Source organism: Streptomyces sp. NPDC085944 (genome assembly GCF_040686295.1).
GTDB lineage: Bacteria > Actinomycetota > Actinomycetes > Streptomycetales > Streptomycetaceae > Streptomyces > Streptomyces salinarius.
Map to the genome: position 1 here is coordinate 251,473 of NZ_JBFBJX010000004.1, position 22,038 is coordinate 273,510.

At 74.2% G+C, this 22,038-nt stretch carries 16 protein-coding genes and 1 pseudogene; 10 read left to right on the top strand and 7 right to left on the bottom strand.

The genetic code is table 11. The features are described from left to right. Positions 1 to 16: 16 nt before the first annotated feature. The gene (tkt, locus tag AB0P07_RS09780) at positions 17 to 2,101 is read right to left on the bottom strand and encodes a transketolase (protein WP_365547579.1); all 2,085 of its coding nucleotides are present in this window, start codon (positions 2,099 to 2,101) and stop codon (positions 17 to 19) included. 157 nt (positions 2,102 to 2,258) lie between these two features. On the opposite strand from tkt, the gene AB0P07_RS09785 reads away from it, so the two are divergent. Continuing rightward, positions 2,259 to 3,188 carry an AraC family transcriptional regulator gene (locus AB0P07_RS09785; RefSeq protein ID WP_365547582.1) on the top strand — a complete coding sequence of 310 codons (930 nt, stop codon included), beginning with the start codon at positions 2,259 to 2,261 and terminating at the stop codon, positions 3,186 to 3,188. A gap of 78 nt (positions 3,189 to 3,266) precedes the next feature. On the opposite strand, the gene AB0P07_RS09790 is transcribed toward AB0P07_RS09785, so the two are convergent. Then, positions 3,267 to 4,667, bottom strand: coding sequence for a glycoside hydrolase family 16 protein (locus AB0P07_RS09790; protein WP_365547585.1), 1,401 nt, complete (start codon positions 4,665 to 4,667; stop codon positions 3,267 to 3,269). A gap of 329 nt (positions 4,668 to 4,996) precedes the next feature. Here AB0P07_RS09790 and AB0P07_RS09795 point away from each other — a divergent pair, with 329 nt between their 5' ends. Continuing rightward, entirely contained in the window at positions 4,997 to 6,334 is a 1,338-nt protein-coding gene (locus AB0P07_RS09795) for a 6-phospho-beta-glucosidase (RefSeq protein ID WP_365547588.1), read from the top strand. Here AB0P07_RS09795 and AB0P07_RS09800 read toward each other — a convergent pair. Beyond that, positions 6,327 to 7,472 (bottom strand): ATP-grasp domain-containing protein, encoded by a 1,146-nt coding sequence (locus AB0P07_RS09800; protein ID WP_365547591.1) that lies wholly within the window; start codon positions 7,470 to 7,472, stop codon positions 6,327 to 6,329. The two genes, AB0P07_RS09795 and AB0P07_RS09800, sit on opposite strands and share 8 nt — an antisense overlap. 288 nt (positions 7,473 to 7,760) lie before the next feature. Between AB0P07_RS09800 and AB0P07_RS09805 the strand changes: the two genes are divergently transcribed. Together AB0P07_RS09805 and AB0P07_RS09810 are read left to right on the top strand one after the other, a co-directional pair. Beyond that, positions 7,761 to 8,648 (top strand): metallophosphoesterase, encoded by an 888-nt coding sequence (locus tag AB0P07_RS09805; RefSeq protein WP_365547594.1) that lies wholly within the window; start codon positions 7,761 to 7,763, stop codon positions 8,646 to 8,648. Next, a complete protein-coding gene (locus AB0P07_RS09810; RefSeq protein ID WP_365547597.1) occupies positions 8,645 to 9,325 on the top strand; it encodes a 4'-phosphopantetheinyl transferase superfamily protein in 681 nt (226 codons plus the stop codon). Before AB0P07_RS09805 ends, AB0P07_RS09810 begins: the two co-directional genes overlap by 4 nt. Before the next feature lie 27 nt (positions 9,326 to 9,352). Here AB0P07_RS09810 and AB0P07_RS09815 read toward each other — a convergent pair whose 3' ends face one another. Further along, complete coding sequence (locus tag AB0P07_RS09815) at positions 9,353 to 9,589, bottom strand: hypothetical protein (protein WP_365547600.1); 237 nt, start codon at positions 9,587 to 9,589, stop codon at positions 9,353 to 9,355. A gap of 236 nt (positions 9,590 to 9,825) precedes the next feature. Beyond that, complete coding sequence (locus AB0P07_RS09820; protein ID WP_365548139.1) at positions 9,826 to 10,485, bottom strand: helix-turn-helix transcriptional regulator; 660 nt, start codon at positions 10,483 to 10,485, stop codon at positions 9,826 to 9,828. A 233-nt stretch (positions 10,486 to 10,718) separates the two neighbouring features. Here AB0P07_RS09820 and AB0P07_RS09825 point away from each other — a divergent pair, with 233 nt between their 5' ends. After that, positions 10,719 to 11,378 carry a hypothetical protein gene (locus AB0P07_RS09825; protein WP_365547603.1) on the top strand — a complete coding sequence of 220 codons (660 nt, stop codon included), beginning with the start codon at positions 10,719 to 10,721 and terminating at the stop codon, positions 11,376 to 11,378. 87 nt (positions 11,379 to 11,465) lie between these two features. On the opposite strand, the pseudogene AB0P07_RS09830 reads toward AB0P07_RS09825, so the two are convergent. Beyond that, a pseudogene (locus tag AB0P07_RS09830) lies at positions 11,466 to 11,954 on the bottom strand (iron-sulfur cluster-binding domain-containing protein); the annotation flags it as partial. A 115-nt stretch (positions 11,955 to 12,069) separates the two neighbouring features. Here AB0P07_RS09830 and lanKC point away from each other — a divergent pair. The 4 genes from lanKC to AB0P07_RS09850 all read left to right on the top strand — a co-directional run bounded on the left by lanKC (position 12,070) and on the right by AB0P07_RS09850 (position 18,750). Next, positions 12,070 to 14,814 carry a class III lanthionine synthetase LanKC gene (gene lanKC, locus AB0P07_RS09835; protein WP_365547606.1) on the top strand — a complete coding sequence of 915 codons (2,745 nt, stop codon included), beginning with the start codon at positions 12,070 to 12,072 and terminating at the stop codon, positions 14,812 to 14,814. A 60-nt stretch (positions 14,815 to 14,874) separates the two neighbouring features. Further along, positions 14,875 to 15,003 (top strand): SapB/AmfS family lanthipeptide, encoded by a 129-nt coding sequence (locus tag AB0P07_RS09840; protein ID WP_006130296.1) that lies wholly within the window; start codon positions 14,875 to 14,877, stop codon positions 15,001 to 15,003. Between the two features lie 136 nt (positions 15,004 to 15,139). Then, positions 15,140 to 16,900 (top strand): ABC transporter ATP-binding protein, encoded by a 1,761-nt coding sequence (locus AB0P07_RS09845; protein WP_365547610.1) that lies wholly within the window; start codon positions 15,140 to 15,142, stop codon positions 16,898 to 16,900. Further along, a complete protein-coding gene (locus tag AB0P07_RS09850) occupies positions 16,897 to 18,750 on the top strand; it encodes an ABC transporter ATP-binding protein (RefSeq protein ID WP_365547613.1) in 1,854 nt (617 codons plus the stop codon). Before AB0P07_RS09845 ends, AB0P07_RS09850 begins: the two co-directional genes overlap by 4 nt. A gap of 169 nt (positions 18,751 to 18,919) precedes the next feature. Here the strand turns inward: AB0P07_RS09850 and AB0P07_RS09855 are convergent, their stop codons facing one another. Further along, the gene (locus AB0P07_RS09855; RefSeq protein WP_365547616.1) at positions 18,920 to 19,525 is read right to left on the bottom strand and encodes a response regulator transcription factor; all 606 of its coding nucleotides are present in this window, start codon (positions 19,523 to 19,525) and stop codon (positions 18,920 to 18,922) included. Between the two features lie 598 nt (positions 19,526 to 20,123). On the opposite strand from AB0P07_RS09855, the gene AB0P07_RS09860 reads away from it, so the two are divergent. After that, positions 20,124 to 22,031 (top strand): hypothetical protein, encoded by a 1,908-nt coding sequence (locus AB0P07_RS09860; protein WP_365547619.1) that lies wholly within the window; start codon positions 20,124 to 20,126, stop codon positions 22,029 to 22,031. Positions 22,032 to 22,038: the final 7 nt, after the last annotated feature.

Genomic DNA, 22,038 nt, shown 5'->3' on the forward strand with positions numbered 1-22,038 from the left:
AGGGGATCCGGTGTGATCAGCCGCGGGCGGCGGCCAGGGATTCCCGGGCGGCGGCGGCCACGTGATCGGCGGTGAAACCGAACTCGGTGAACAGGGTCGCGGCGTCGGCGGAGGCGCCGAAGTGCTCCAAGGAGACGATGCGGCCCGCGTCCCCGACGTACTTGTGCCAGGTCAGGCCGATCCCGGCCTCCACGGCCACCCGGGCCCGCACGGACGGCGGCAGCACGCTCTCGCGGTAGGCGCGGGGCTGCTCCTCGAACCACTCCACGGACGGCATCGACACCACCCGGGTGGCGGTGCCCTCGGCCTCCAGCGCCTCCCGCGCGGCCATCGCCAGCTGCACCTCGGAGCCGGTGGCGATCAGGACGACGTCCGGGGCGCCGACGGAGGCGTCGGCGAGGACGTAGCCGCCGCGCGCCGCGTCCGGGTTCGGCGCGTAGGTCGGCACGCCCTGGCGGGTGAGGGCGAGGCCGTGCGGCGCCGGGTGGGTGGAGTGGCGCCGGAGGATCTCCGCCCACACGGTCGCGGTCTCGTTGGCGTCGGCCGGGCGGACGACGTTGAGGCCGGGGATGGCACGCAGGGCGGCCAGGTGCTCGACCGGCTGGTGGGTCGGGCCGTCCTCGCCGAGGCCGATGGAGTCGTGCGTCCACACGTACGTCACCGGCAGCTGCATCAGCGCGGACATGCGGACCGCGTTGCGCATGTAGTCGGAGAAGACCAGGAAGGTGCCGCCGTAGATCCGCGTGTTGCCGTGCAGGGCGATGCCGTTCATCTCGGCGGCCATGGAGAACTCGCGGATGCCGAAGTGGACGGTGCGGCCGTACGGGTCGGCCTCGGGGAGCGGGTTGCCGGCCGGGAGGAAGGACGACGTCTTGTCGATGGTGGTGTTGTTCGAGCCGGCCAGGTCCGCGGAGCCGCCCCACAGTTCGGGCAGCACCGGGCCGAGCGCCTGGAGGACCTTGCCGGACGCGGCCCGGGTCGCGACCGCCTTGCCGGTCTCGAACACCGGCAGGGTGTCCTCCCAGCCCTCGGGCAGCCGGCCGGCGACCACGCGGTCGAAGAGCGCGGCGCGCTCGGGGGCGGCGTAGCGCCAGGCGGCGATCCGCTTGTCCCAGGCGGCGTGCGCCTCGGCGCCCCGGTCCAGCGCCCGTCGGGTGTGCGCGAGGACGTCGTCGGCGACCTCGAAGGACCGCTCCGGGTCGAAGCCGAGGACGCGCTTGGTCGCGGCGACCTCCTGCGCGCCGAGTGCGGAGCCGTGGGAGGCCTCGGTGTTCCGGGCGTTCGGGGCGGGCCAGGCGATGATCGTGCGCATGGCGACGATGGACGGGCGCCCGGTCTCGGCCTTCGCCGCCGTCAGCGCCGCGTGCAGCGCGTGCACGTCCACGTCGCCGCTGTCGGCGGGCTCGACGCGCTGCACGTGCCAGCCGTAGGCCTCGTACCGCTTCAGGACGTCCTCGGAGAACGCGGTCGCGGTGTCGCCCTCGATGGAGATGTGGTTGTCGTCGTAGAGGAAGACGAGGTTGCCGAGCCTCTGGTGACCGGCCAGTGACGACGCCTCCGCGGAGACGCCCTCCTGGAGGTCGCCGTCGCTGACGATCGCCCAGATCGTGTGGTCGAAGGGCGACTCGCCCTCCGGCGCCTCGGGGTCGAACAGGCCGCGCTCGTAGCGGGCGGCCATCGCCATGCCCACCGCGTTGGCCACCCCCTGGCCCAGCGGACCGGTCGTGGTCTCCACGCCGGCCGTGTGCCCGTACTCGGGGTGGCCCGGCGTCTTCGAGCCGTGCGTGCGGAAGGCCTTGAGGTCGTCCAGCTCCACCTCGTACCCGGCGAGGAAGAGCTGGGTGTAGAGGGTCAGCGAGGTGTGGCCGGGGGAGAGGACGAAGCGGTCACGGCCGGTCCACTCGGGATCGGCGGGGTCGTGCCGCATCATCTTCTGAAAGATCGTGTACGCGGCCGGGGCGAGCGCCATCGCCGTGCCCGGGTGGCCGTTGCCCACCTTCTGCACGGCGTCGGCCGCGAGGACCCGGGCGGTGTCGACGGCACGCCGGTCGAGTTCGGTCCATTCGAAACGGTCCGCGCCGTCCGTTGTCTGCGTGCTCATCTTCAAGAAATCCTCTGTCGGAGCGAAGTGGCTGGTCTGACGCGTTCAAACTTAAAAGTCTGACTTTTGAGAGTGAAGGTCGTGGTGTGTCAGCCTGTGGTGAAACTGGGACACGCCCCGGGTGCGGGGCGTACGGGTGGGACGGCACGAGAAGGACATGGCGGACGAAAACATCCAAGACGGTGGCGACGGTCGAGGGGCCGACCGCGGTGACGGGATCAGAACGTTCCCCTTCCCGGTCGATCTCAGCCTCCTCGGTGTCGGCATGCAGGTCGGGCCCATGGGGGACGGTCGCACCTGGCACGCGCACGCCCCGCTGCACCGCGTCCACCGCATCGACTTCCACATCGTCATGCTCTTCACGGGCGGCCCGGTCCGTCACATGATCGACTTCGCCGAGTACGAGGCGTCGGCCGGCGATCTGCTGTGGATCCGTCCCGGCCAGGTCCACCGCTTCGCGCCGGAGAGCGAGTACCGCGGAACGGTGCTCACCATGCAGCCCGGCTTCCTGCCCCGCGCCACCGTCGAGGCCACCGGCCTCTACCGCTACGACCTGCCGCCCCTGCTCCACCCCGACGAGGCACGCCTCGCCGGACTGACGGCGGCACTCGACCAGTTGCGGCGCGAATACGAGGACGCGACCACGCTCCCGCTGAGCCTGCACACCGCCGTGCTGCGCCACACGCTTTCCGCGTTCCTGCTGCGCCTCGCGCACCTCGCGGCCAGCTCGGCGAGTGCCGCGCGGCAGGGGCGGGCGGACCCGCCCGGGGACAGCACCTTCACCCTCTTCCGGGACGCCGTCGAGCGGGGCTTCGCCACCAACCACAGCGTCAGCGCCTACGCCGACGCGCTCGGTTACTCCCGCCGCACCCTCGTGCGCGCGGTACGCGCCGCCACCGGCGAGACGCCCAAGGGGTTCATCGACAAGCGCGTCGTCCTGGAGGCCAAGCGGCTCCTCGCCCACACCGAGATGCCGATCGGCCGGGTCGGCGCGGCGGTCGGCTTCCCGGACGCGGCGAACTTCTCCAAGTTCTTCCAGCAGCACACGGAGCAGACCCCGGCGGCCTTCCGGGCGGAGCTGCGCTGAGGAACGCCGCACGGTACGACGAAGGGGCCCCACGGTGGGTGGAGCCCCTTCGCCTCTCCTGCGGGGGTCGGTGGCCGCTCAGTGGCCGAAGGCGAACCAGTTCACGTTCACGAAGTCGGCGGGCTGGCCGCTGGTGAACGTGAGGTACACGTCATGGGTGCCCGTCACCGAGGCGATGTTCGCCGGGATCGTGCGCCAGGACTGCCAGCCGCCCGTGTTGCCCACCGCGAAGCTGCCGATCGGCGTGCTGCTGCGGCTGTCCAGGCGCACCTCGACCAGACCGCTGACCCCGGCGCCCGCACCGCTCGCCACCCGGGCCTTGAACTGGGTCGCCGCGCTCGAACCGAACTTCACGCCCTTGTACTGCGCCCAGTCGCCGTTCGCGAGGGCGCCGAGGTTGCTCCCGCCGCCCGAGTCGGAGGTGCCCTCGGTCATGGTGCCGGACTGGGCGTCGTACGACTCGGCCTCGATGGCGCTGTACGCGTCGCGGTCACCACTGGTCGGCGGCGGCGTGGTACCGCTCCCACCGGCCGACAGCACCTGGACGTAGTCCACGAGCATCGAGTGGCCGGGCTGGGTGCCGCCGTCCGGGCCGCCGCCGAAGGCGTCCGGGAAGCCGCCGCCCATCGCCACGTTCAGGATGATGAAGTAGCCGTGGTCGGTGGCGTTCGCCCACGTCGTCGCGTCGACCTGGTTCTCGCGGACGGTGTGGAAGTTGTTGCCGTCGACGTAGAAGCGGATCTCGTCGACGCTCGTCGAGCGGTCCCACTCCATCCGGTAGGTGTGGAAGCCCGCCTGGCAGGTGGCGCCGGGACACGGGGTGTTGCCGCCGATGCCGCTGGTCTCGTTGCAGGGGCCGCCGGGAGAGGTGCCGCAGTGCAGGGTGGACCAGACCGTGTTGAGGCCCTGGGTGTTCTCCATGATGTCGATCTCGCCGACGCCGGGCCAGTTCCAGTAGTTGCCCCGGTAGGGCGAGCCGAGCATCCAGAACGCCGGCCAGTAGCCCTTGGCCGCCGCCCCGGTGACGTTCGGGACCTGGATGCGGGCCTCCACACGCAGCTTGCCGCCTGCCGGGGGCTCGAAGTCGGCGCGCTTGGTCTCGATGCGGCCCGAGGTCCAGTTGCCGGCGCCGTCGCGCCGGGGAGTGATGCGCAGGTTGCCGTTGCCGTCCAGCGAGACGTTGCTCGGGGAGGAGGTCATCGTCTCGATCTCGCCGGTGCCCCAGTTGGCGGGCCCGCCGGGATACGACGTGCCGGTGTCGTACTGCCAGTTCGCGGTGTTCACGCCGGAGCCCGCCGCGCCGTCGAAGTCGTCGGCGAAGACCTGCGTCCAGCCGGACGGGGGCGGAGGCACGGCCGCGCCCGCCGACGGACCCGTCACGGCCGTCGCCGCCGCGGCGAGACCGAGCGTGCCGACGACGGCCACCAGCGCCCGGCGCAGCGGCCGGCGTCTGGGCGGGTTGCCGGATGTCTGACTCATGTGGGGGTCGCCTCTCGATGCGGGAGTGGGAAGCGGTGCGCCCCGAGTGCGCTCCGAGGGGGAGGAGGTCCTGATGCTGAGAGCGCTCTCAGAGTGCGGCCAATGTGCTCCCGGTCGCCGCCGCCGTCAAGAGGTGAAGCCGAGAAAGTCCATATCGGGCCGGGGAGTTCAGCCCGTGAACGTCGTGAACGTCACGAAAGTGCCGGGCGTGGGCGCCCGTTCGGCCCTGGACCGAGGGAAGCGCGGGTGCACGCGGGCAGCCACCCGGCCGTGCCATGATCGGCGCCAGGCGGAAAGGCGCGGCTCGGCGACGGAAGGGTACGGACGACGTGAGGCTGACGATGCTGGGCGGCGGCGGGTTCCGGGTGCCGCTCGTGTACGGGGCGCTGCTCGGGGACCGTGCCGAGGGGCGCGTGCGCGACGTCGTGCTGTACGACACGGACGCGGCCCGGCTGACGGCGATGACCCGGGTCCTGGCCGAGCAGGCGGCCGCGGTGCCCGACGCGCCGGCGGTGACCGCCACGACCGACCTCGACGAGGCGCTGCGCGGTGCCGACTTCGTGTTCTCGGCGATCCGCGTCGGCGGCCTCCAGGGGCGTGCCGACGACGAACGGGTGGCGCTCGCCGAGGGCGTCCTCGGGCAGGAGACGGTCGGCGCGGGCGGCATCGCCTACGGGCTGCGGACCGTCCCGGTCGCCGTCGACATCGCCCGCCGGGTGGCCCGGCTGGCGCCCGACGCCTGGGTCATCAACTTCACCAACCCGGCGGGACTGGTCACCGAGGCCATGTCCCGGCACCTCGGCGACCGGGTCATCGGCATCTGCGACTCGCCGGTCGGCCTCGGCCGCCGCGTCGCCCGCGTGCTGGGCGCCGACCCGGACCGCGCGTTCGTCGACTACGTCGGTCTCAACCACCTCGGCTGGCTGCGCGGACTGCGGGTCGCCGGACGCGACGAACTCCCGCGGCTGCTCGCCGACCCCGAGCTGCTCGGCTCCTTCGAGGAGGGCCGGCTCTTCGGCCCCGAGTGGCTGCGCTCCCTCGGCGCGATCCCCAACGAGTACCTGCACTACTACTACTTCAACCGGGAGACCGTACGCGCCTACCGGGAGGCCGACCGCACCCGCGGCGCGTTCCTGCGCGACCAGCAGGCCCGCTTCTACGACGAGATGCGCCGCCCCGACGCCCCGGCCCTGGCCACCTGGGACCGCACCCGCGCCGAACGCGAGGCCACCTACATGGCCGAGAACCGCGAGACGGCGGGTGCGGGGGAGCGCGAGGCCGAGGACCTGTCGGGCGGTTACGAGAAGGTGGCGCTGGCGCTGATGCGGGCCGTCGCCCGCGACGAACGCGCCACCCTGATCCTCAACGTCCGCAACCGCGGCACGCTCTGCGCCCTCGACCGCGACGCGGTGGTCGAGATCCCCTGCCTGGTCGACGCCGACGGCGCCCACCCGATGGCGGTCGATCCGCTGCCCGGCCACGCCACCGGCCTGGTCTGCGCGGTCAAGGCCGTCGAGCGCGACGTCCTGACCGCCGCCGAGACGGGCTCCCGCGCGGCCGCGGTACGCGCCTTCGCCCTGCACCCCCTCGTCGACTCGGTCGACGTCGCCCGCCGCCTGGTCGACGGCTACCGGGCAGTGCACCCGGGGCTGGCCTACCTCAGGTGAGCCCGGCCGGCGCGGACGTCGCCGGTGCCTGTGCGGGGGCCGCCGGGTGGGCCGGCCCCGGTGCCGTCGTCGGAGTCGGAACGGCGGGGAGGTCCGGGCGCTGCTGGGGCAGGGACACCGGGCGCAGCGGGCGCGGTCCGGAGACCACCGCGTAGTCCTGGCCCAGGAACGGCGGCTCCAGCTCGCCCGGGTCGTCGCCGAGGGCCAGCCGGACCGCCGCCCACGGCACGTTGACGCCGCACAGCGCCAGTTGGTGCAGTCCGCCGGCCGGGCGGGTGTTGACGTCCATCAGCACCGGCCGGTCGCCGTACATCCGGAACTGCACGTTGGACAGGTGGTGCAGCCCGAACGCCTCGGCGATCCGCCGGGCCGGGGCCAGCCACTGCTCGTGCAGGGTGAACCCCCGGCGGCGGCCGTTCTTCGTGCGGCCCACGGCCAGCCGGACCCGGTTGTCGGGCCCGGTGAGAAGGTCCACCGAGACCTCCGGCTGCTCCAGACGCGGCATCACCAGCCAGTCCACGGGCTCCTCGGCCGCCCGCAGCGCCTCGACGACCAGGGGCAGTGGCACGGACGGGCTCGGGAACCCGGTCAGGTGCGAGAGCGAGAAGGGGTCCCGGGTGACCATCCGGAAGCCCACACCGCCCGCGCCGGACGCCGGCTTGAAGCACGCCCGGTGGCCGCCGGCCTCCAGCTCCTCCACCGCGAGGACCAGCTCCTCGGCCGTGCGCACCCGCCACCAGGGCGGCACCGGCACGCCGATCGCCCGGACCGCCTCGTAGGCGATCACCTTGTCGCCGAACAGGGCCACCGCCTGGGGCGTCGGCGCGATCAGTGCCGTACCGGCGGCCTCGAACTCCGCGCGGTGCGCCACGATCGCCGACTGGTGCAGCCGCGGCACGAACACGTCGATGCCGCGCCGCGCGCACTGGGCCAGGGCGTACTCGACGTAACCCGCCGGGGAGAGCCCCTCGGGCTCCAGATCGGCGGTGTCCGCGGCGGCCAGCACGGGGGAGTCCGGGTCGCCGTGCGTGGCATGGATCTCGACGGCCCGGTCGGCGGGATTTCTCCGCAGCTGATCCATGAAGAAGACGTTCTCCGCGTACGTGCGGTTGAGCCAGACGCGTACGGGAGAAGCCATGCAAGCCGCCTTCCAGGGTTCGCGGGCAGGGCGAAGCAGGCCGTGCCCGGCCAGGGGTTCGGAGGGACACCGAGCCGCTCTGCGCGAGGAATGGGGCGTGGCGGTGGTGTTGTGGCGATCATAGGGGTACGCGCGGCCCCGAGTGCAACGCGCGTCACACGGATGCGCCGGGCCAGCAGCGCACCGGCCTTCGGACCGGTCCGGGGAGGGCGTCGCGGGGCCGTCTTGTGACGGGGGTGGCGATGTGATCTCGTGACGTCGAACGGATGTCTGCGGAGGGGTGGGGGGATGACGTCGAGGGCCGGCGCTCCGGGGACGCTGTGGGCCGTCAGCGACCTGCACATCGGTTACCGGGAGAACCGGGCCCTGCTCGAGCGGATGCGCCCCGAGTCCGCCGCCGACTGGCTCCTGGTGGCCGGCGACGTCGCGGAGACCGTCGCCGACGTCCGCCGGGCGCTGAAGACCCTCGCGGACCGCTTCGGCCGGGTCGTCTGGGCCCCCGGCAACCACGAACTGTGGACACACCCCAAGGACCCCGTCGCCCTGCGCGGCGTCGCCCGCTACGAACACCTCGTCGAGACGTGCCGCGAACTGGGCGTCATCACACCCGAGGACCCCTACCCCCGGTGGGAGGGCGCGGGCGGCCCGGCGGTCGTCGCCCCGCTCTTCCTGCTCTACGACTACTCGTTCCTGCCGCCGGGATGCGCGACCAAGGCCGAGGGCCTGGAGTACGCCCGGGGCACCGGCGTCGTGTGCACCGACGAGTACCTGCTGCACCCCGACCCCTATCCCAGCCGCGAGGCCTGGTGCCGGGCGCGGGTCGAAGAGACCGGGCGCAGGCTCGCCGAGATCCCCGCCGGCCTGCCGGTGATCCCCGTCAACCACTACCCGCTGGACCGGCACCCCACCGACGTCCTGTGGTACCCCGAGTTCGCCATGTGGTGCGGCACCTCGCTGACCGCGGACTGGCACCGCAGGTTCCGGGTGGCGACCATGGTCTACGGGCATCTGCACATACCGCGCACCACCTGGCACGAGGGGGTCCGCTTCGAGGAGGTCTCGGTGGGCTATCCCCGCGAGTGGCGCAAGCGGCCCGGGCCGCCGGGGCAGCTTCGCCGTATCCTGCCCTCTCCGTCGGCGTCCGTGGCGCCGTCGCGCCCGGAGATGACCCGTTGATCGAGGAACTGCTGCCCGACACCGTCGTCGCCGTGGAGGCGTTCGGCCACGACGAGGCCGGACACCTGCCCCTCTACCCGGAGGAGGAGGCGATCGTCGCACGGGCCGTCGCCAAGCGGCGCCGGGAGTTCACCGTCGTACGGTCCTGCGCGCGCCGGGCCATGGAGAAACTCGGCGTGCCCCGGCAGGCCGTGCCGACCGGCGAACGCGGGGCGCCCAGTTGGCCGGCCGGCCTCACCGGCAGCATGACCCACTGCGAGGGCTACGGCGCGGCCGCCCTGGTCCGTCTCGCCGACCTGGCCTCCCTCGGCATCGACGCCGAACCCGACGGGCCGCTTCCGGACGGCGTCCTCGGGTCCATCGCCCTGCCCGCCGAGGTGGCCCGCCTGCGGCGACTCGACGCGGCGCGGCCCGGCATCCACTGGGAGCGGCTGCTGTTCAGCGCCAAGGAGTCGGTCTACAAGGCGTGGTTCCCCCTCACCGGGCAGTGGCTGGACTTCACGGAGGCGGACGTCGAGATCGGCGTCGACCCGGCCGACCCGCGCCGCGGCACCCTGCACGCCGCCCTCCTGGTGCCGGGACCGACTGTGGGCGGCAGGCGCCTGGCCCACTTCGACGGCCGCTGGACCGCACAAAACGGCCTGGTCGCCACCGCGATCACGGTCCCGCACACCTGACGGCGACGGGCTGCCCGCCCCTCGCCGTCAGGTGGGCGGGCACCAGTCCCGCAGCAGCCGGAAGAACGCCTCCTCGTTCCCCGCCAGCCCCGCCGCCTCGAGGGCCTGCTCCGCCTCCGCCAGCACGGAGGGCGGGACGACGGGCGGACGCTTCGGGGCGTCCGGATCCGCCCCGGCGTCCACACCGGCCCGCACGGTGTGCAGGAGTCGCAGGTAGGCCTGGACGGCCGTGCGTTCGTGGTCGGTCAGTACGGCGGCGGTCATCGGTCGGCTCTCCCCACAACGACGTCAGCGGTCACGCGCCCCCGCACGGCGGCGGCACCCTCCCAGCTTGCCGTCCACCACTGACAATCACCTCCAGCCGCGCCCGAACTCCCGCTCCGCCCGCACCGATCGGGCCACCGCCCCGGTCAGACGCGCGACGGGCGCACTACTGACCCGAGACCGGCGCACGAACGGCTCACGAGAAGCGCACGGCTCGCGAAAGGGTGCGCGACGGCTCACGACTCGGGCCGCTGCACGCTCTCCAGCAGCATGTCCAGCCACTCGGCGACCTTGTCGCGGTGCTGGTCGGTGGGCAGTTGCGCGGCCCGCCAGGCGATGCCGCGCACGCCGTGGTCCTGGAGCAGCCGCTCCAGCGGGTCGTCGTCGGCGGCCGCCGCCGCCTCCCGCTCCCGGTCGGCGAGTTGCTGGAGCAGCTCCTGCTCGGTGCGCTGGAGGGCGCCGGAGAGCGCCTCGGGGTCCTCGGCGGTGAGGAATCCGGCGTGCACCCGGAAAAAGCGCTGGATGGCGTCGCAGTGCTCCATGGTGGGGCGCCGGTCGCCGTTGATGAGCGCGCCGGCCTGCTGCCGCGACATTCCCGCGCCGTCGGCGATCTCCTGCTGGGTGTACTTGCGGCCGTTCGGTTTCAGCCGGGTGCGGCGCAGCAGGTCCAGGCGCTGGACGAACCGGGTCTGGACATCGGGTTCACCCGCCGGCCGGCCGCTGAGCAGGGCTCCCACCACGGGCTCGGGGACGCCGGAGGCCGCGGAGAGCCGGCCGACGTCGAACACCTCGGTGTGCGGCACGCCGAGCCGGTCCGCGAGTGCGCCGACCCGGGCGACGACGGCGGTCAGCGTGGTCATCGGCATGGTGCCCGGACCCTCGAAGCCACCCGTCACCGACAGCTCTCCTACGTCTCTCACAGGCCTCACAGGCTTCTCACAAGCAGTTGCCGTGAACTTCCCGGAGAGTAGCCTGCCGCTCGAACTCACATCCAGGCATCGCCACAACTGTGGCCTATTTCAGCCGTCAACAGGCACGAAATGCCACGATAGTTGACACGCCTCGCGTCGGGGCGCCAGGATGCGGGACGCCGCGAGAAGGCCGCATAGGCAAGAGGGGTGACCTCCCGATGGCATTTCAGGCAGAAGGGCAGCGGTCGGCGCCGCGGCCCACCCCCGCGACCCCCGAGGCCCAGGCCTATCTCCAGGACTACACCGCGCTCCTGGAGGCCGTCCCCTTCCCCTCTCTCGTCGTCGACCACCGCTGGGACGTGGTGCTGGCCAACGGCGCCTTCCGGACACTCTTCCAGGGAGCCGGACCGCACCCGACGGCCATGCCGGACGACAACTTCCTCCGGTTCGTCCTCTTCCACCCGGACGCCGCCACCGTCCTCGGCGAGCACGAGTCGAGCTGGTGCCTGCCCATGCTGGCGCACTTCGCCGCCACCCTGGAGCGGGACGGCCACGACCCCGGCCTGCAGGCCGTCCGCCGGGACATCGCGCAGGACCCGATCATGGAAGCCGCCTACCGGCAGGGCCTGCCGCACTGGATCCGCGCCGTCGGAGACCGGGCCGTGCAGCACGACGGCGCCGTACGGCCGCTGCACCACCCCGACCCGCGCCGGGGCACCACCGAGTGCCGCGTCGTGGTGGAGACGCCCAGGGCGCTCCAGGAGCTCGGCTACACCCGGCTGACGCTGGTCTGGCGGGAGCCGCGCCGCACCGAGCACCGGTCGCCGCGCGCCCGCCGTGCCCCCTCCCACCTGAGGGTCGTCCCCGCCGCCGAGTGACGCGTGGTCACGGGCGGGCGGAGCGGCCGTCGCGCAGCACGATCACCCGTTCCCCCAGGTGGACGGCCTCGCGGAGCCGCCACGGAGTCACAGGTCCAGCACGAGCCGCCGGCCACGGCACCGGGAGACGCAGAGGAGCATCGTCTCCCCGGCGGCCCGCTCCTCCTCGGTGAGGACCGAGTCCCGGTGGTCCGGTTCCCCCTCGACGACCTCGGTCTCACAGGTTCCGCAGGTGCCCTCCGTGCAGGAGTGGAGCACCTCGACACCGGCTTCGCGGACCGCGTCCAGGACCGGGACACCGGCCGGGACGGCGACCGTACGGCCGCTGCGCGCGAGCACGACCTCGAACTCCGCCTCCGCAGGGGCATCGGCGGCGGCCTCCTTCGGGCGGGACCGCTCCACGCGCGGGCGCCCGGCAGGACAGCGCGCCTCGACGGCGTCCAGCAGCGGGCCCGGGCCGCAGCAGTACACGAGGGTGTCCGGGGGCAGGTCGTCGAGCACGGGCGCGGGGTCGAGCAGCCCCGCCCCGTCCTCCGGGACGATCGCCACCCGGTCGCCGTACCGCCCCGACTCCTCCCGCGAAGTTACCCGTGCGTTCCGCACGTCGGAGTGATGACAGCGGCAACTGTGCGCGGCCGTACGCGGCGTGACAGCGTCGTCTCCGTCAGCGACCGGGTGGGAAGGAGCAGGCGTGAACAAGGGCTACGCCGTGTACTGCGACGCGGACCCGTACTTCTACGACGCCCCGCACCGCACGGCTTCGGGCACCTCGCGTTCCCGTTACGCCGCGGCCTCCCGGCCGGTGCCGGAGGGATGGCGGCGCAACGAGAGCGGGGACTGGCTCGCGCTGCGCCCGGCCGACGCGGACCTGCCCGACCAGGGGTGGAAGATCCACGTCTCCGCCTGCCTCGACAACGCCGAGTCCGTGCTCGACCGCGTGTGGTGCCACTGCGTCGCCGGGGGCACGGCCTTCAAGTTCGTGCCCAGCCGCTACCTGCTGCACCAGCGCAACGCCAAGTACGCGGACCGGGCCGGCAGCGGCAAGTTCGTCACCGTGTACCCGGCGGACGAGGCGGAGTTCGAACGGCTGGTGCGCGAGCTGTCCGACCTGCTGGCCGGCGAGCCCGGCCCGCACATCCTGAGCGACCTGCGCATCGGTGCCGGCCCCGTGCACGTCCGCTACGGCGGCTTCACCCGCCGCAACTGCTACGACGCGGACGGGGAACCGCAGCCTGCCGTGGCCCGCCCCGACGGTGTGCTGGTCCCGGACCTGCGCGGCCCGGTCTTCCGCGTCCCGGACTGGGTGGGCCCGCCCGCCTTCCTGCGCCCCCACCTCGACGCCCGTTCCGCGGTCACCGTGACCGGCCTGCCCTACGCCGTCGAGTCGGCGCTGCACTTCTCCAACGGCGGCGGCGTGTACCTCGCCCGCGACACCCGCACCGGCGAGCGGGTCGTCCTGAAGGAGGCCCGTCCGCACGCCGGTCTCGCGGCCGACGGAGCCGACGCCGTGGCCCGCCTGCACCGCGAACGCCGGGCGCTGGAGCGGTTGTCGGGCCTCGACTGCACGCCCGGGGTGCTCGACCACGTCACGGTCGGGGAGCACCACTTCCTGGTCCTGGAACACATCGACGGCAAGCCGCTCAACACGTTCTTCGCCCGCCGCCATCCGCTGATCGAGGCCGATCCGGGTGAGCGGAGACTGGCCGAGTACACCGACTGGGCCCTCGACGTCCACGCGCGGGTGGAACGCGCCGTCGAGGACGTCCACGCCCGGGGTGTGGTCTTCAACGACCTGCATCTGTTCAACATCATGATCCGGGACGACGGCAGCATCGCCCTCCTGGACTTCGAGGCCGCCCACCACGTCGACGAAGCCGGCCGGCAGACCGTGGCGAACCCCGGGTTCGTGGCGCCCACCGACCGCCGGGGCGTGGCGGTGGACCGGTACGCGCTGGCGTGTCTGCGGCTCGCGCTGTTCCTCCCCCTCACCAGTCTGCTGGCCGTCGACCGGCACAAGGCTGCGCATCTCGCGGACGTGGTGGCGCGACAGTTCCCCGTGGACCGGGCCTTCCTGGACGCGGCGGTCGACGAGATCACGCGCGTGGACGGCGCCCCCGAGGCACGACGGCCCGCCGGGCCGGTGGCGCGACCGCTCACGGGGCCGACGGCATCACCGCCCGCCGGGCCGACGGCACGACCGTCCGACGTGCCCGCCGCACCACTCACCGCCGGACCGCGGACGCCACCGCCCGCGGGGCCGGTGACCCGATCGCGCCCCGGGTCGGCGGCGCGACCGTCCCCCCGGCCGGTGGTTCCGGTCCGGCCGGACGACTGGCCGCGCAGCCGGGACTCCATGGCCGCGGCGATCAGGGCCTCCGCGACGCCGTCCCGCACGGACCGCATCTTCCCGGGCGACATCGCGCAGTTCGCCACCGCCGGCGGCGGCCTGGCCTTCGCCAACGGTGCGGCGGGGGTGCTGTACGCCCTCGCCGAGAGCGGTGCGGGACGGGACGAGACGGGCGAGCAGTGGCTGCTGGAGCGGACCAAGGAGCCGCCCTCCGGCACGCCCCTCGGCTTCCACGACGGGCTCGCCGGCATCGCCTGGACCCTGGAGCACCTCGGCCACCGCGACCGCGCCCTCGACCTCACCGAACTCCTCCTCGACCAGTCCCTCGACCACCTGGGCCCCGACCTGCACGGCGGCACCGCCGGTGTCGGCCTGGCCCTGGACTCGCTGGCCGTCACCACCGGGGAGAGCGCACCGCACGAGGCGGCCCTGCGCTGCGCCGAACTGGCCGCCGACGCCGCGCCGGCCGAGGGCGGGAGCCGGGGACGTGCCCGCGCGGGGCTCCTGTACGGCGGCGCGGGACGCGCGCTGCTCTTCCTGCGGCTGTTCGAACGCACCCGGGACCCCGCCCTGCTCGACCTCGCACGGGACGCGCTGCGCCAGGACCTCGCCCGCTGTGTCCGCGGCGCGGGCGGCGCGCTGCAGGTCGACGAGGGATGGCGCACCATGCCCTATCTGGGCGCCGGCAGCGTGGGCATCGGCATGGTGCTCGACGACTACCTGGCGCACCGGGCCGACGAGGAGTTCGCCCGGGCCGGGGACGAGATCGTCGCCGCGGCCCAGGCGATGTTCTACGCCCAGCCGGGCCTCTTCCGGGGCGTGGCCGGCATGGTGCTGTACCTCGGCCGCACCACGGCCACGGCGCCCGGCACGGGCCCGGAGGCCGTACGGCGCCAGCTCGACGCGCTGTCCTGGCACGCCATGTCCTACCGCGGCCGGCTCGCCTTCCCCGGCGAGCAGATGATGCGCCTGTCCATGGACCTCTCCACCGGAACGGCCGGATGCCTGCTGGCCGTCGCCTCCGTCCTCGGCGACGCGCCCACCGGGCTGCCGTTCCTGCCACCGCTGCGCCCGAGCAGCGCCCCCTGACTCGGCCCCGTCCGGGGTCGTGAGAAAAGCACACCCGTTGCCGAACGAAAGGAAGTCGTCATGAACCTGTTCGACCTGCAGTCGATGGAGACCCCCAAGGAAGAGGCCATGGGGGACGTCGAGACCGGTAGCCGCGCGAGCCTCCTGCTCTGCGGTGACAGCAGCCTGAGCGTCACCACCTGCAACTGACGCCGGACTTGACGGCCATGACGGCGTGCTGAGCCATGCCGTCGGGCGCGGGCGCCCCGGGCTGCGGCCCGGGGCGCCGACGCCTGCCCGCGAGGGACGTACGGAGGTGTCGCAGGTGCGAACGGGACGGGGTGCGATGCGCCGAGCGCCGGGGAATCGGAACGCGGCCGACGGCTCGGCACCCGGGCGCGCACTGGAAGCCCTGGTGCTGCTGTGCTCGGTCGGCGCGGCTCTGGCGGCCGTGGTCCAGCCCCTCGTCCTCGGCCGCACCCTGGATCTGCTGCTGCGCGACGGCGACGCGGGCCGGTGGCTCCCGCTGAGCGCCGGGCTGCTTCTGGGCGAACTGCTGCTGGACAGCGCCACCGCACTGTTCACCGGCCGCTGCACTGCCACGTGGACGCAGTCCGTCCGCTCCCGCGCCCTGCACGGACTGCTGCGTGCCGTACCCGAGCACGCCCGGCCGCACCCGCCCGGCGACGTCGGCACCCGGCTGACCCTCAACGCCGCGGACGCGGGCGGCGCCCCGGCGGCCCGTGCGGCGCTGGCCGCCTCGCTGATCACCCCGCTGGGCGCGCTCGCGGCGCTGGCCCTCGTCGACCTGTGGGTGGCGCTCTGCGTGCTGACCGGTCTGCCCGCCCTGGCGCTGGTGCTGCGGTCCTTCGCCCGCGACACGGGCGCCACGGTCGCCGCCTACCAGCGCACCCAGTCCCTGATCGCGTCCCGGCTGCTCGAAACCCTGGAGGGCACGGCCACGATCGGTGCCGCGGGGACCGCGGACCGGGAACGCGCCCGGGTGCTGGCCCCGTTGACGGAACTGGCCGCCCGGGGCCGGCACATGTGGGCCCTGCACGGACGGGCCCTCGGCAGGAGCGCCGTCCTGGTCCCGGCGCTGACGCTGACCGCCACCGCCGTCGGCGGACTGCGCCTGGCGGCCGGTGAACTGAGCGTGGGCGACCTGCTCGCCGTCGGCCGGTACGCGCAGCTGACCGCCGGCGTCGGCGGTGCCGCGACGCTGCTCGGGGCAATCGTACGGGCCCGTCAGGCACGGCACCGGACCCTGGAGCTGGAACGGATGCCCGCGCAGGCGTACGGGACACGGTCGTTGCCCCCGGACGGCCCGGGGGAGCTCGAACTGCGCGGAGTGCGCGTGGTGCGTGACGGCAGGCGGGTCCTGCGCGTCGACCGCGTTCGGGTGCCGGGCGGCAGCACCGTCGCCGTGGTCGGCCGCGGCGGATCGGGCAAGTCCGTCCTCGCCGCCGTGGCGGGGCGGCTGATCGATCCGGACGAGGGACACGTGCTCCTGGACGGTGTCCGGCTCGACCGGCTGACGCGCGAGGCGCTGCGCGGCGAGGTGACCTACGCCTTCGAGCGCCCCGTGCTGGGCGAGGGCACGGTCGCCGAAGCGGTCGCCACCGGGGCGCGGCGGCCGACGGGGGAGCAGGTGCGGCGAGCGGCCCGCGCGGCGGGCGCCGACGGCTTCGTACGACGGCTGCCGCTCGGCTACGACACCCCGTTGCCGCAGGCACCCCTGTCGGGCGGGGAACACCAGCGTCTCGGACTGGCGAGGGCGTTCGCGCACGCCGGGCGTCTGCTGGTGATGGACGACGCGACGTCCAGTCTGGACACCGCCACGGAACACCGGGTGAACCTGGCACTGCGCCACTCGGTACGCCCCGGGACCAGGCTCGTGGTGGCGCACCGCCCGTCGGTGGCGGACCGGGCTGACCTGGTGCTCTGGCTGGAGCAGGGCAGCGTGCGCGCGGTCGGCACGCACCGCGACCTGTGGCACACGGCCGACTACCGCGCGGTCTTCGGCGCGGGTACCAGCGGCACCGGAGCCGAGACACCGGGCGTGGAGACCGTACGCCGACCCGAGCCCGAGGAGGCGCGTCCGTGACGTCCACCGGGCACCCCTTGGAGCAGGCCCCGGACCACGATTGTCCCGGTACCGGGGCGGGTGCGCTGCGCCGCCTCGCGCCGCCCGCGGGCCGCTTCCTCGCCCGCCGCAAGGGCGTGCTGGTGCGGCTCACGCTCTGGTCGCTGGCCGAGTCCGGGCAGGCGTTCCTGGTGGGCCACGCGGTCGCCCGCGCCGTCGACGGCGGATTCCTCGCCGGCGACCCGCGCCGTGGGCTGCTGTGGCTCGCGGTCGCCCTGCTCGCCGTACTGTCCGGCGCCCCGGTCGTCCGGGGCGTGTTCGCGCAGCTCGCCGGGCTGACGGAGCCGCTGCGCGACGCGCTGGTGCGGCGCGCGGTCGACCGTTCCATGGCCCGGGCGCTCCGGGGCGGGCCCGGCGGGACGGACCGGGCGGCCGTCTCACGGCTGACGAACCAGGCCGAGATCGCCCGGGACAGCTTCGCCGGACTCGTCCTCACCCTGCGTTCCTTCGTCTTCACCGCCGCCGGCGCCCTGCTCGGCCTGCTGTCCCTGCACCCGGCCCTGCTGGTGGTGGTCCTGCCCCCGCTGGCGGCCGGTCTCGCGCTGTTCCTCGTCACGCTGCGGCCCATGGCGGCCGCCCAACGCCGCGCGCTGGCGGCCGACGAGGCACTGGGCGACCATGCGGCGCGCTCGCGTGCGGCGTTGCGGGACCTCGCCGCCTGCGGTACCGGCCCGGCGGCCGAGCGGCGCGGCGCGGACCTGGTCGCCGACGCGGCGGCCCAGGCCCGGACCCTGGCCGGGTGGGCGGCGGTGCGCACGGCGGCGCTCGGCGTCGCGGGCCAGCTGCCCGTGCTCGCGCTGCTGGCCGCCGTGCCGTGGCTGCGCGGCCGGGGGGTGAGCGCGGGCGCGCTGCTGGGCGCCTTCACCTACCTCGTCCAGTCCCTCCTGCCCGCCCTGCACACGCTGATGACCGCGCTGGGCGCGGCCGGGGCCCGGCTCCTGGTCGTCCTCGACCGGATCCTGGGCCCGGGGCCGGGCGCCACGAGCCCACCGGCGCATGCTCTTGAAGCGAGCACCGCCGGGAACCACGGCCGGTTCCGGGAGTACGGCACCGGCGTCCGCGCACCGGGCGACGACGGGCACCCGGAGCGTCGGGCAGCGGTCCCGGCGGTGGACCTGCGGTCCGTCACCCTGTCCTACGGTGCCCGGGCCGAGCCCGTGATCGACTCGCTCGACCTGCGCGTCGCGCCCGGTGAACACCTCGCCGTCGTCGGGCCGAGCGGCATCGGCAAGTCGACGCTCACCCGTCTCGTCGCGGGGACGCTCGCGCCGAGCCGAGGCGAGGTGCGCGTGGCCGGAAGGGCGGTGACGGGCCGCCCCGCCGCCGAGCTGGCCGCCCTGCGGGTGCTCGTCCCCCAGGAGGCCTACGTGTTCTCCGGCACCGTCGCCGACAACCTCGCGTACCTGAACACGGACGTGTGCCGGGCGGAACTCCAGGCGGCGGTCCAGGCGTTCGGCCTGGACCAGCTGGTCGAACGCCTGGGCGGACCGGACGGCCCGGTGCGGCCCGCCGAACTCTCGCCGGGGGAGCGGCAGCTGGTCGCGCTGGTCCGCGCGTACCTCTCGCCCGCCCCCCTGCTGCTGCTGGACGAGGCCACCTGCCATCTCGACCCGGCCTCCGAGGCCCGTGCGGAGGAGGTTCTCGCGAGACGGCCCGGCACACTGGTCGTGGTGGCGCACCGCCTGTCCTCGGCGGTCCGCGCCGACCGCACCCTGGTGCTGGACGGCGAGCGGGCGGAGTGCGGCACGCACGCCGAACTGCTGGCCCTCTCGCCCCTCTACCGGGACCTGACGGGCCACTGGCACGCGTGACCGTGCCAGGCCCCGGCACGGGGTGCCCGTCCGTCACGGGCCCTGGCACGCGTGACCGGGACGGCCACCGGCGCGCGTGGCCGGGACGGCCACCGGGCCCGCGTGACCGCCGTGGCGGCCGTGTGCGCGGGCCGACGTCGCCTGCGCCGAGGACGGGGACGCGGCCGCGTCAGGTCCAGCCCGCGCTCTGGACGATGCGGATCGCGTCGACCCGGTTGCGGGCGCCCACCTTTCGGACCGCCGTGGCCAGGTAGTTGCGGACCGTGCCCCGGGACAGGTGCAGCCGCGCCGCGATCTCGGCGATCGGCGCCCCCTGGGAGGCCAGGGCCAGCACGCCCAGCTCCCTCGTCGTCAACGGCATCTCCGCGCCCTTCAGCAGGGCAACGGTGAGCGTCTCGTCGAGGAAGCGCTCGCCCTTGGCGACCGTGTGCACCGCCGTGATCAGCCGCTCGGCCGGGGCGTTCTTGTCGACCAGCCCGAGGGCGCCCCCGTCGAACGCCCGGCGCAGCACTCCGGGCCGCTTGGCGGTGGCCAGGACGACCAGCCGGTCGCCGTACCGGTCGCGCAGGAGCGCGGCGCGTGCGTCGTCCGGTCCCGTCAGGCACTCTCCGTCCACGACACAGGCGTCGGCCGGCAACGTGTCGCCCTCCGGCCCCCGGGCGTCTGCGCACTGCGGGGACACCTCCAGCGTGGTGTCCGATCTGAGCAGTTGCACCAGCGCCGACCGCAGCAGCTTCTCGTCGTGCGCCACGACAATGCGAACCATCTCCCCCACCCCTTGTCAGCGGCGGTCCGTTCGGACCGCCGGGCTCTCCGCGCCCCCGCGCCACCGGCCATGTGCCCCCATCCGGGTCGGTGGAACACGACGCGTACGCGCGTGCGAACCGCATCGCAGTCAATTCGCCGTCGTCACGGCTCTGTCGGAGGACGGACGGGACCCGGGACCGCGGGAAGAAGGGCGGATAACACACCCATCCGCGTCCGGCGCCGGAACGTGCGGACGCCGGTGACGAGCGGCCGTCCGGCGCTCCGTGCCCTGGCCCCCTGACCAGGGCGGGTGCCGTCCTCCGCGACCGGGGACGCCCGCCGGCCCGGCCCGAACGGACCGGAGTGCGGCCGCCGCCGAGCCCGGCCGAAAAGCGCCGTCGCCCAATCTGGCGCGAAAGGCACCGCGCCGGTCGGCGCCGGACGCTGTCGGTGGGTGCCCCTAGTCTTTGGCCAACGCACAGCACAGCGTGTCGATTCGGGGTTGTTCCGCATGCCGTGCCGTTGGTCCTAGTGGTGGGGAGAGGCGAGACACGGATGGGTTGGCTGGCAGCGGGCAACACCTACGAAGTCGCTCATTCCACCTGTCGCTCGCCAAGCAGGCGCCGTTGGAGTACCTCAACGGGCTGGCGCTGCCCGAACTGCCCGCCGTGCTGGCGCTCCGGGCGGCCTCGGAAGCCACCGTGGAGGAACACCGGAAAGCCCTGGACACCTTCCTCGGGGAACTGGACGCGCACGGGCTGACGGAGCTCGACCCCGGCCACTGGCGCCGGGTGCGCCTGGCCTTCGACCCCGACACCTTCGACGGGCCGGGCGACACGCACGGGTACAGGAGGGGGACCGTGCTCGACCTGGAGGGCGGCGCGTTCCTCCTCTTCCCCGACGACTGGTACCAGTTCGTCCGCGAGTACGGACCCCACGAGGTCAAGGGCAAGCACTACGGCGCGGCCTACCACGACCCCTCGGGCCGCTTCCAGGTGCCGGCTCCCTACACCCTCGTGTCCGAGGAGCCGTTCGTGCCGGAGCCGACGCGGGCACCCGGCTGGGTCGCCGCCTTCCGCGCCGAACTGGCCGAACGCGGCCCCGTGCCCTGGCGCCCCGAGGCCGCCGAGGAGTTCGCCCGCCTCACCGGCGTCACCCCGACCACGGCCCGCCTGGTGCTCGCCGGAATGCCGCAGACCGACGACAGGCGCGTCAGCGTACCCTCCGCGACCCTGAAGGTCGTCGGGGTGAAGTCGGCCGACGCCCGCGTGGCCAAGGACGAGCTGAGGTCCCTCGACAGCGGTGCCCTGCGGGCCGTGCTGGCCGCCCTGCTGCCCACCGAACCGTCCCGGCTGTGGACGCACGGCCCCGACACCGCCCGTGCGGCCGAGGTCTGGAACGAGCGGCTGGGCAGGCGCACCCCGCTGCCCGAGGAGGTGCTCCACGACGCCGTCCGCACGGTCGAACCCGTGGGCTGGGCCCCCGCCGACGCCCTCCGGGGCTTCGCGGACCTGGCCACCGAGCCCCGGCTGACGAAGGACCTGACCTGGAGCTTCGGCCGCTACCACCTGGAAACTGCGGAGAACGCGCCCCGCTTCGACAGCTCGGTCCTCAAGGGATCGGTGGCCCTGGCCGCGTGGCTGGCCCACCGGCTCCCCTCCGGCGACCCGCTCCGGGCCAGGCTGCCCGGTGTCCTGACCGCGCTGCGCGAACGCCTGGCCCATCCCGGCCTACTGCTCGCGCTCGACCGGCGGGGCATCGACTGGGAGGCGTTCCGGCGGACGGCCGAAGACCCCACGGAGACCGGCGACGGCTTCGAACGGTACGGCGCGGTCGTCCTGGGCACCGGGCCGACGGAGCCGATCCCCGCCGTGCGGCCCGCCCTGCTGGACGCCTCCGGCAACGACCCGCACCTGGCGGCGCTCTGCACCGGTGAACGGCCGAACGCCCAGGAGACGGCGCTGCGCCTGGTCCACGACCGGCCGTTCGCCGAGCTGCTCGCCGACCCGGGCAACCCCTTGGCCGGGGAACGCGACGCCGACGGGCTGTGGTGGCCCCAGGACCCCGCGCGCTCCGCGCCCGACCTGGTCGGCGAGGTGGCCGAGCGGTACGGCGTCGGCGAGGACGCCGCCGTGCTGTACCTGATGCTGCTCGCCCTGCCCGACCCCACCGACCGCGACACCGCCCGCTGGACCGGCTGGGGCGGCCGGCGGGGCGCAACGGCCAGGCTGCGTGCCGCCCGCGCCGAACTCGCCGCCACCGACCTCGTGGTCGAGGGCAGCCGCTCCAAGGCAGGCCGCACGCTGTTCCTGCCCGGCGGCTGGACCCGGCCGCCGAACCCCCACCTCCCGCTGGAGCGGTGGAAGCTGCCGCTGTACGGCCTGCTGGAGGGCGAGTCACCCGTCCTGGGAGTGATCGTGCCCACGCGGCCCGTCGCCGGGCTGTACCGCGAGGCCTGGCGGCGCGTCCAGGACGGTCATGGGCCACGCCTGGAGGAACTGGAGGTGCCGCGACCGCGCAAGCGCCGCCGCTGACGTGCGG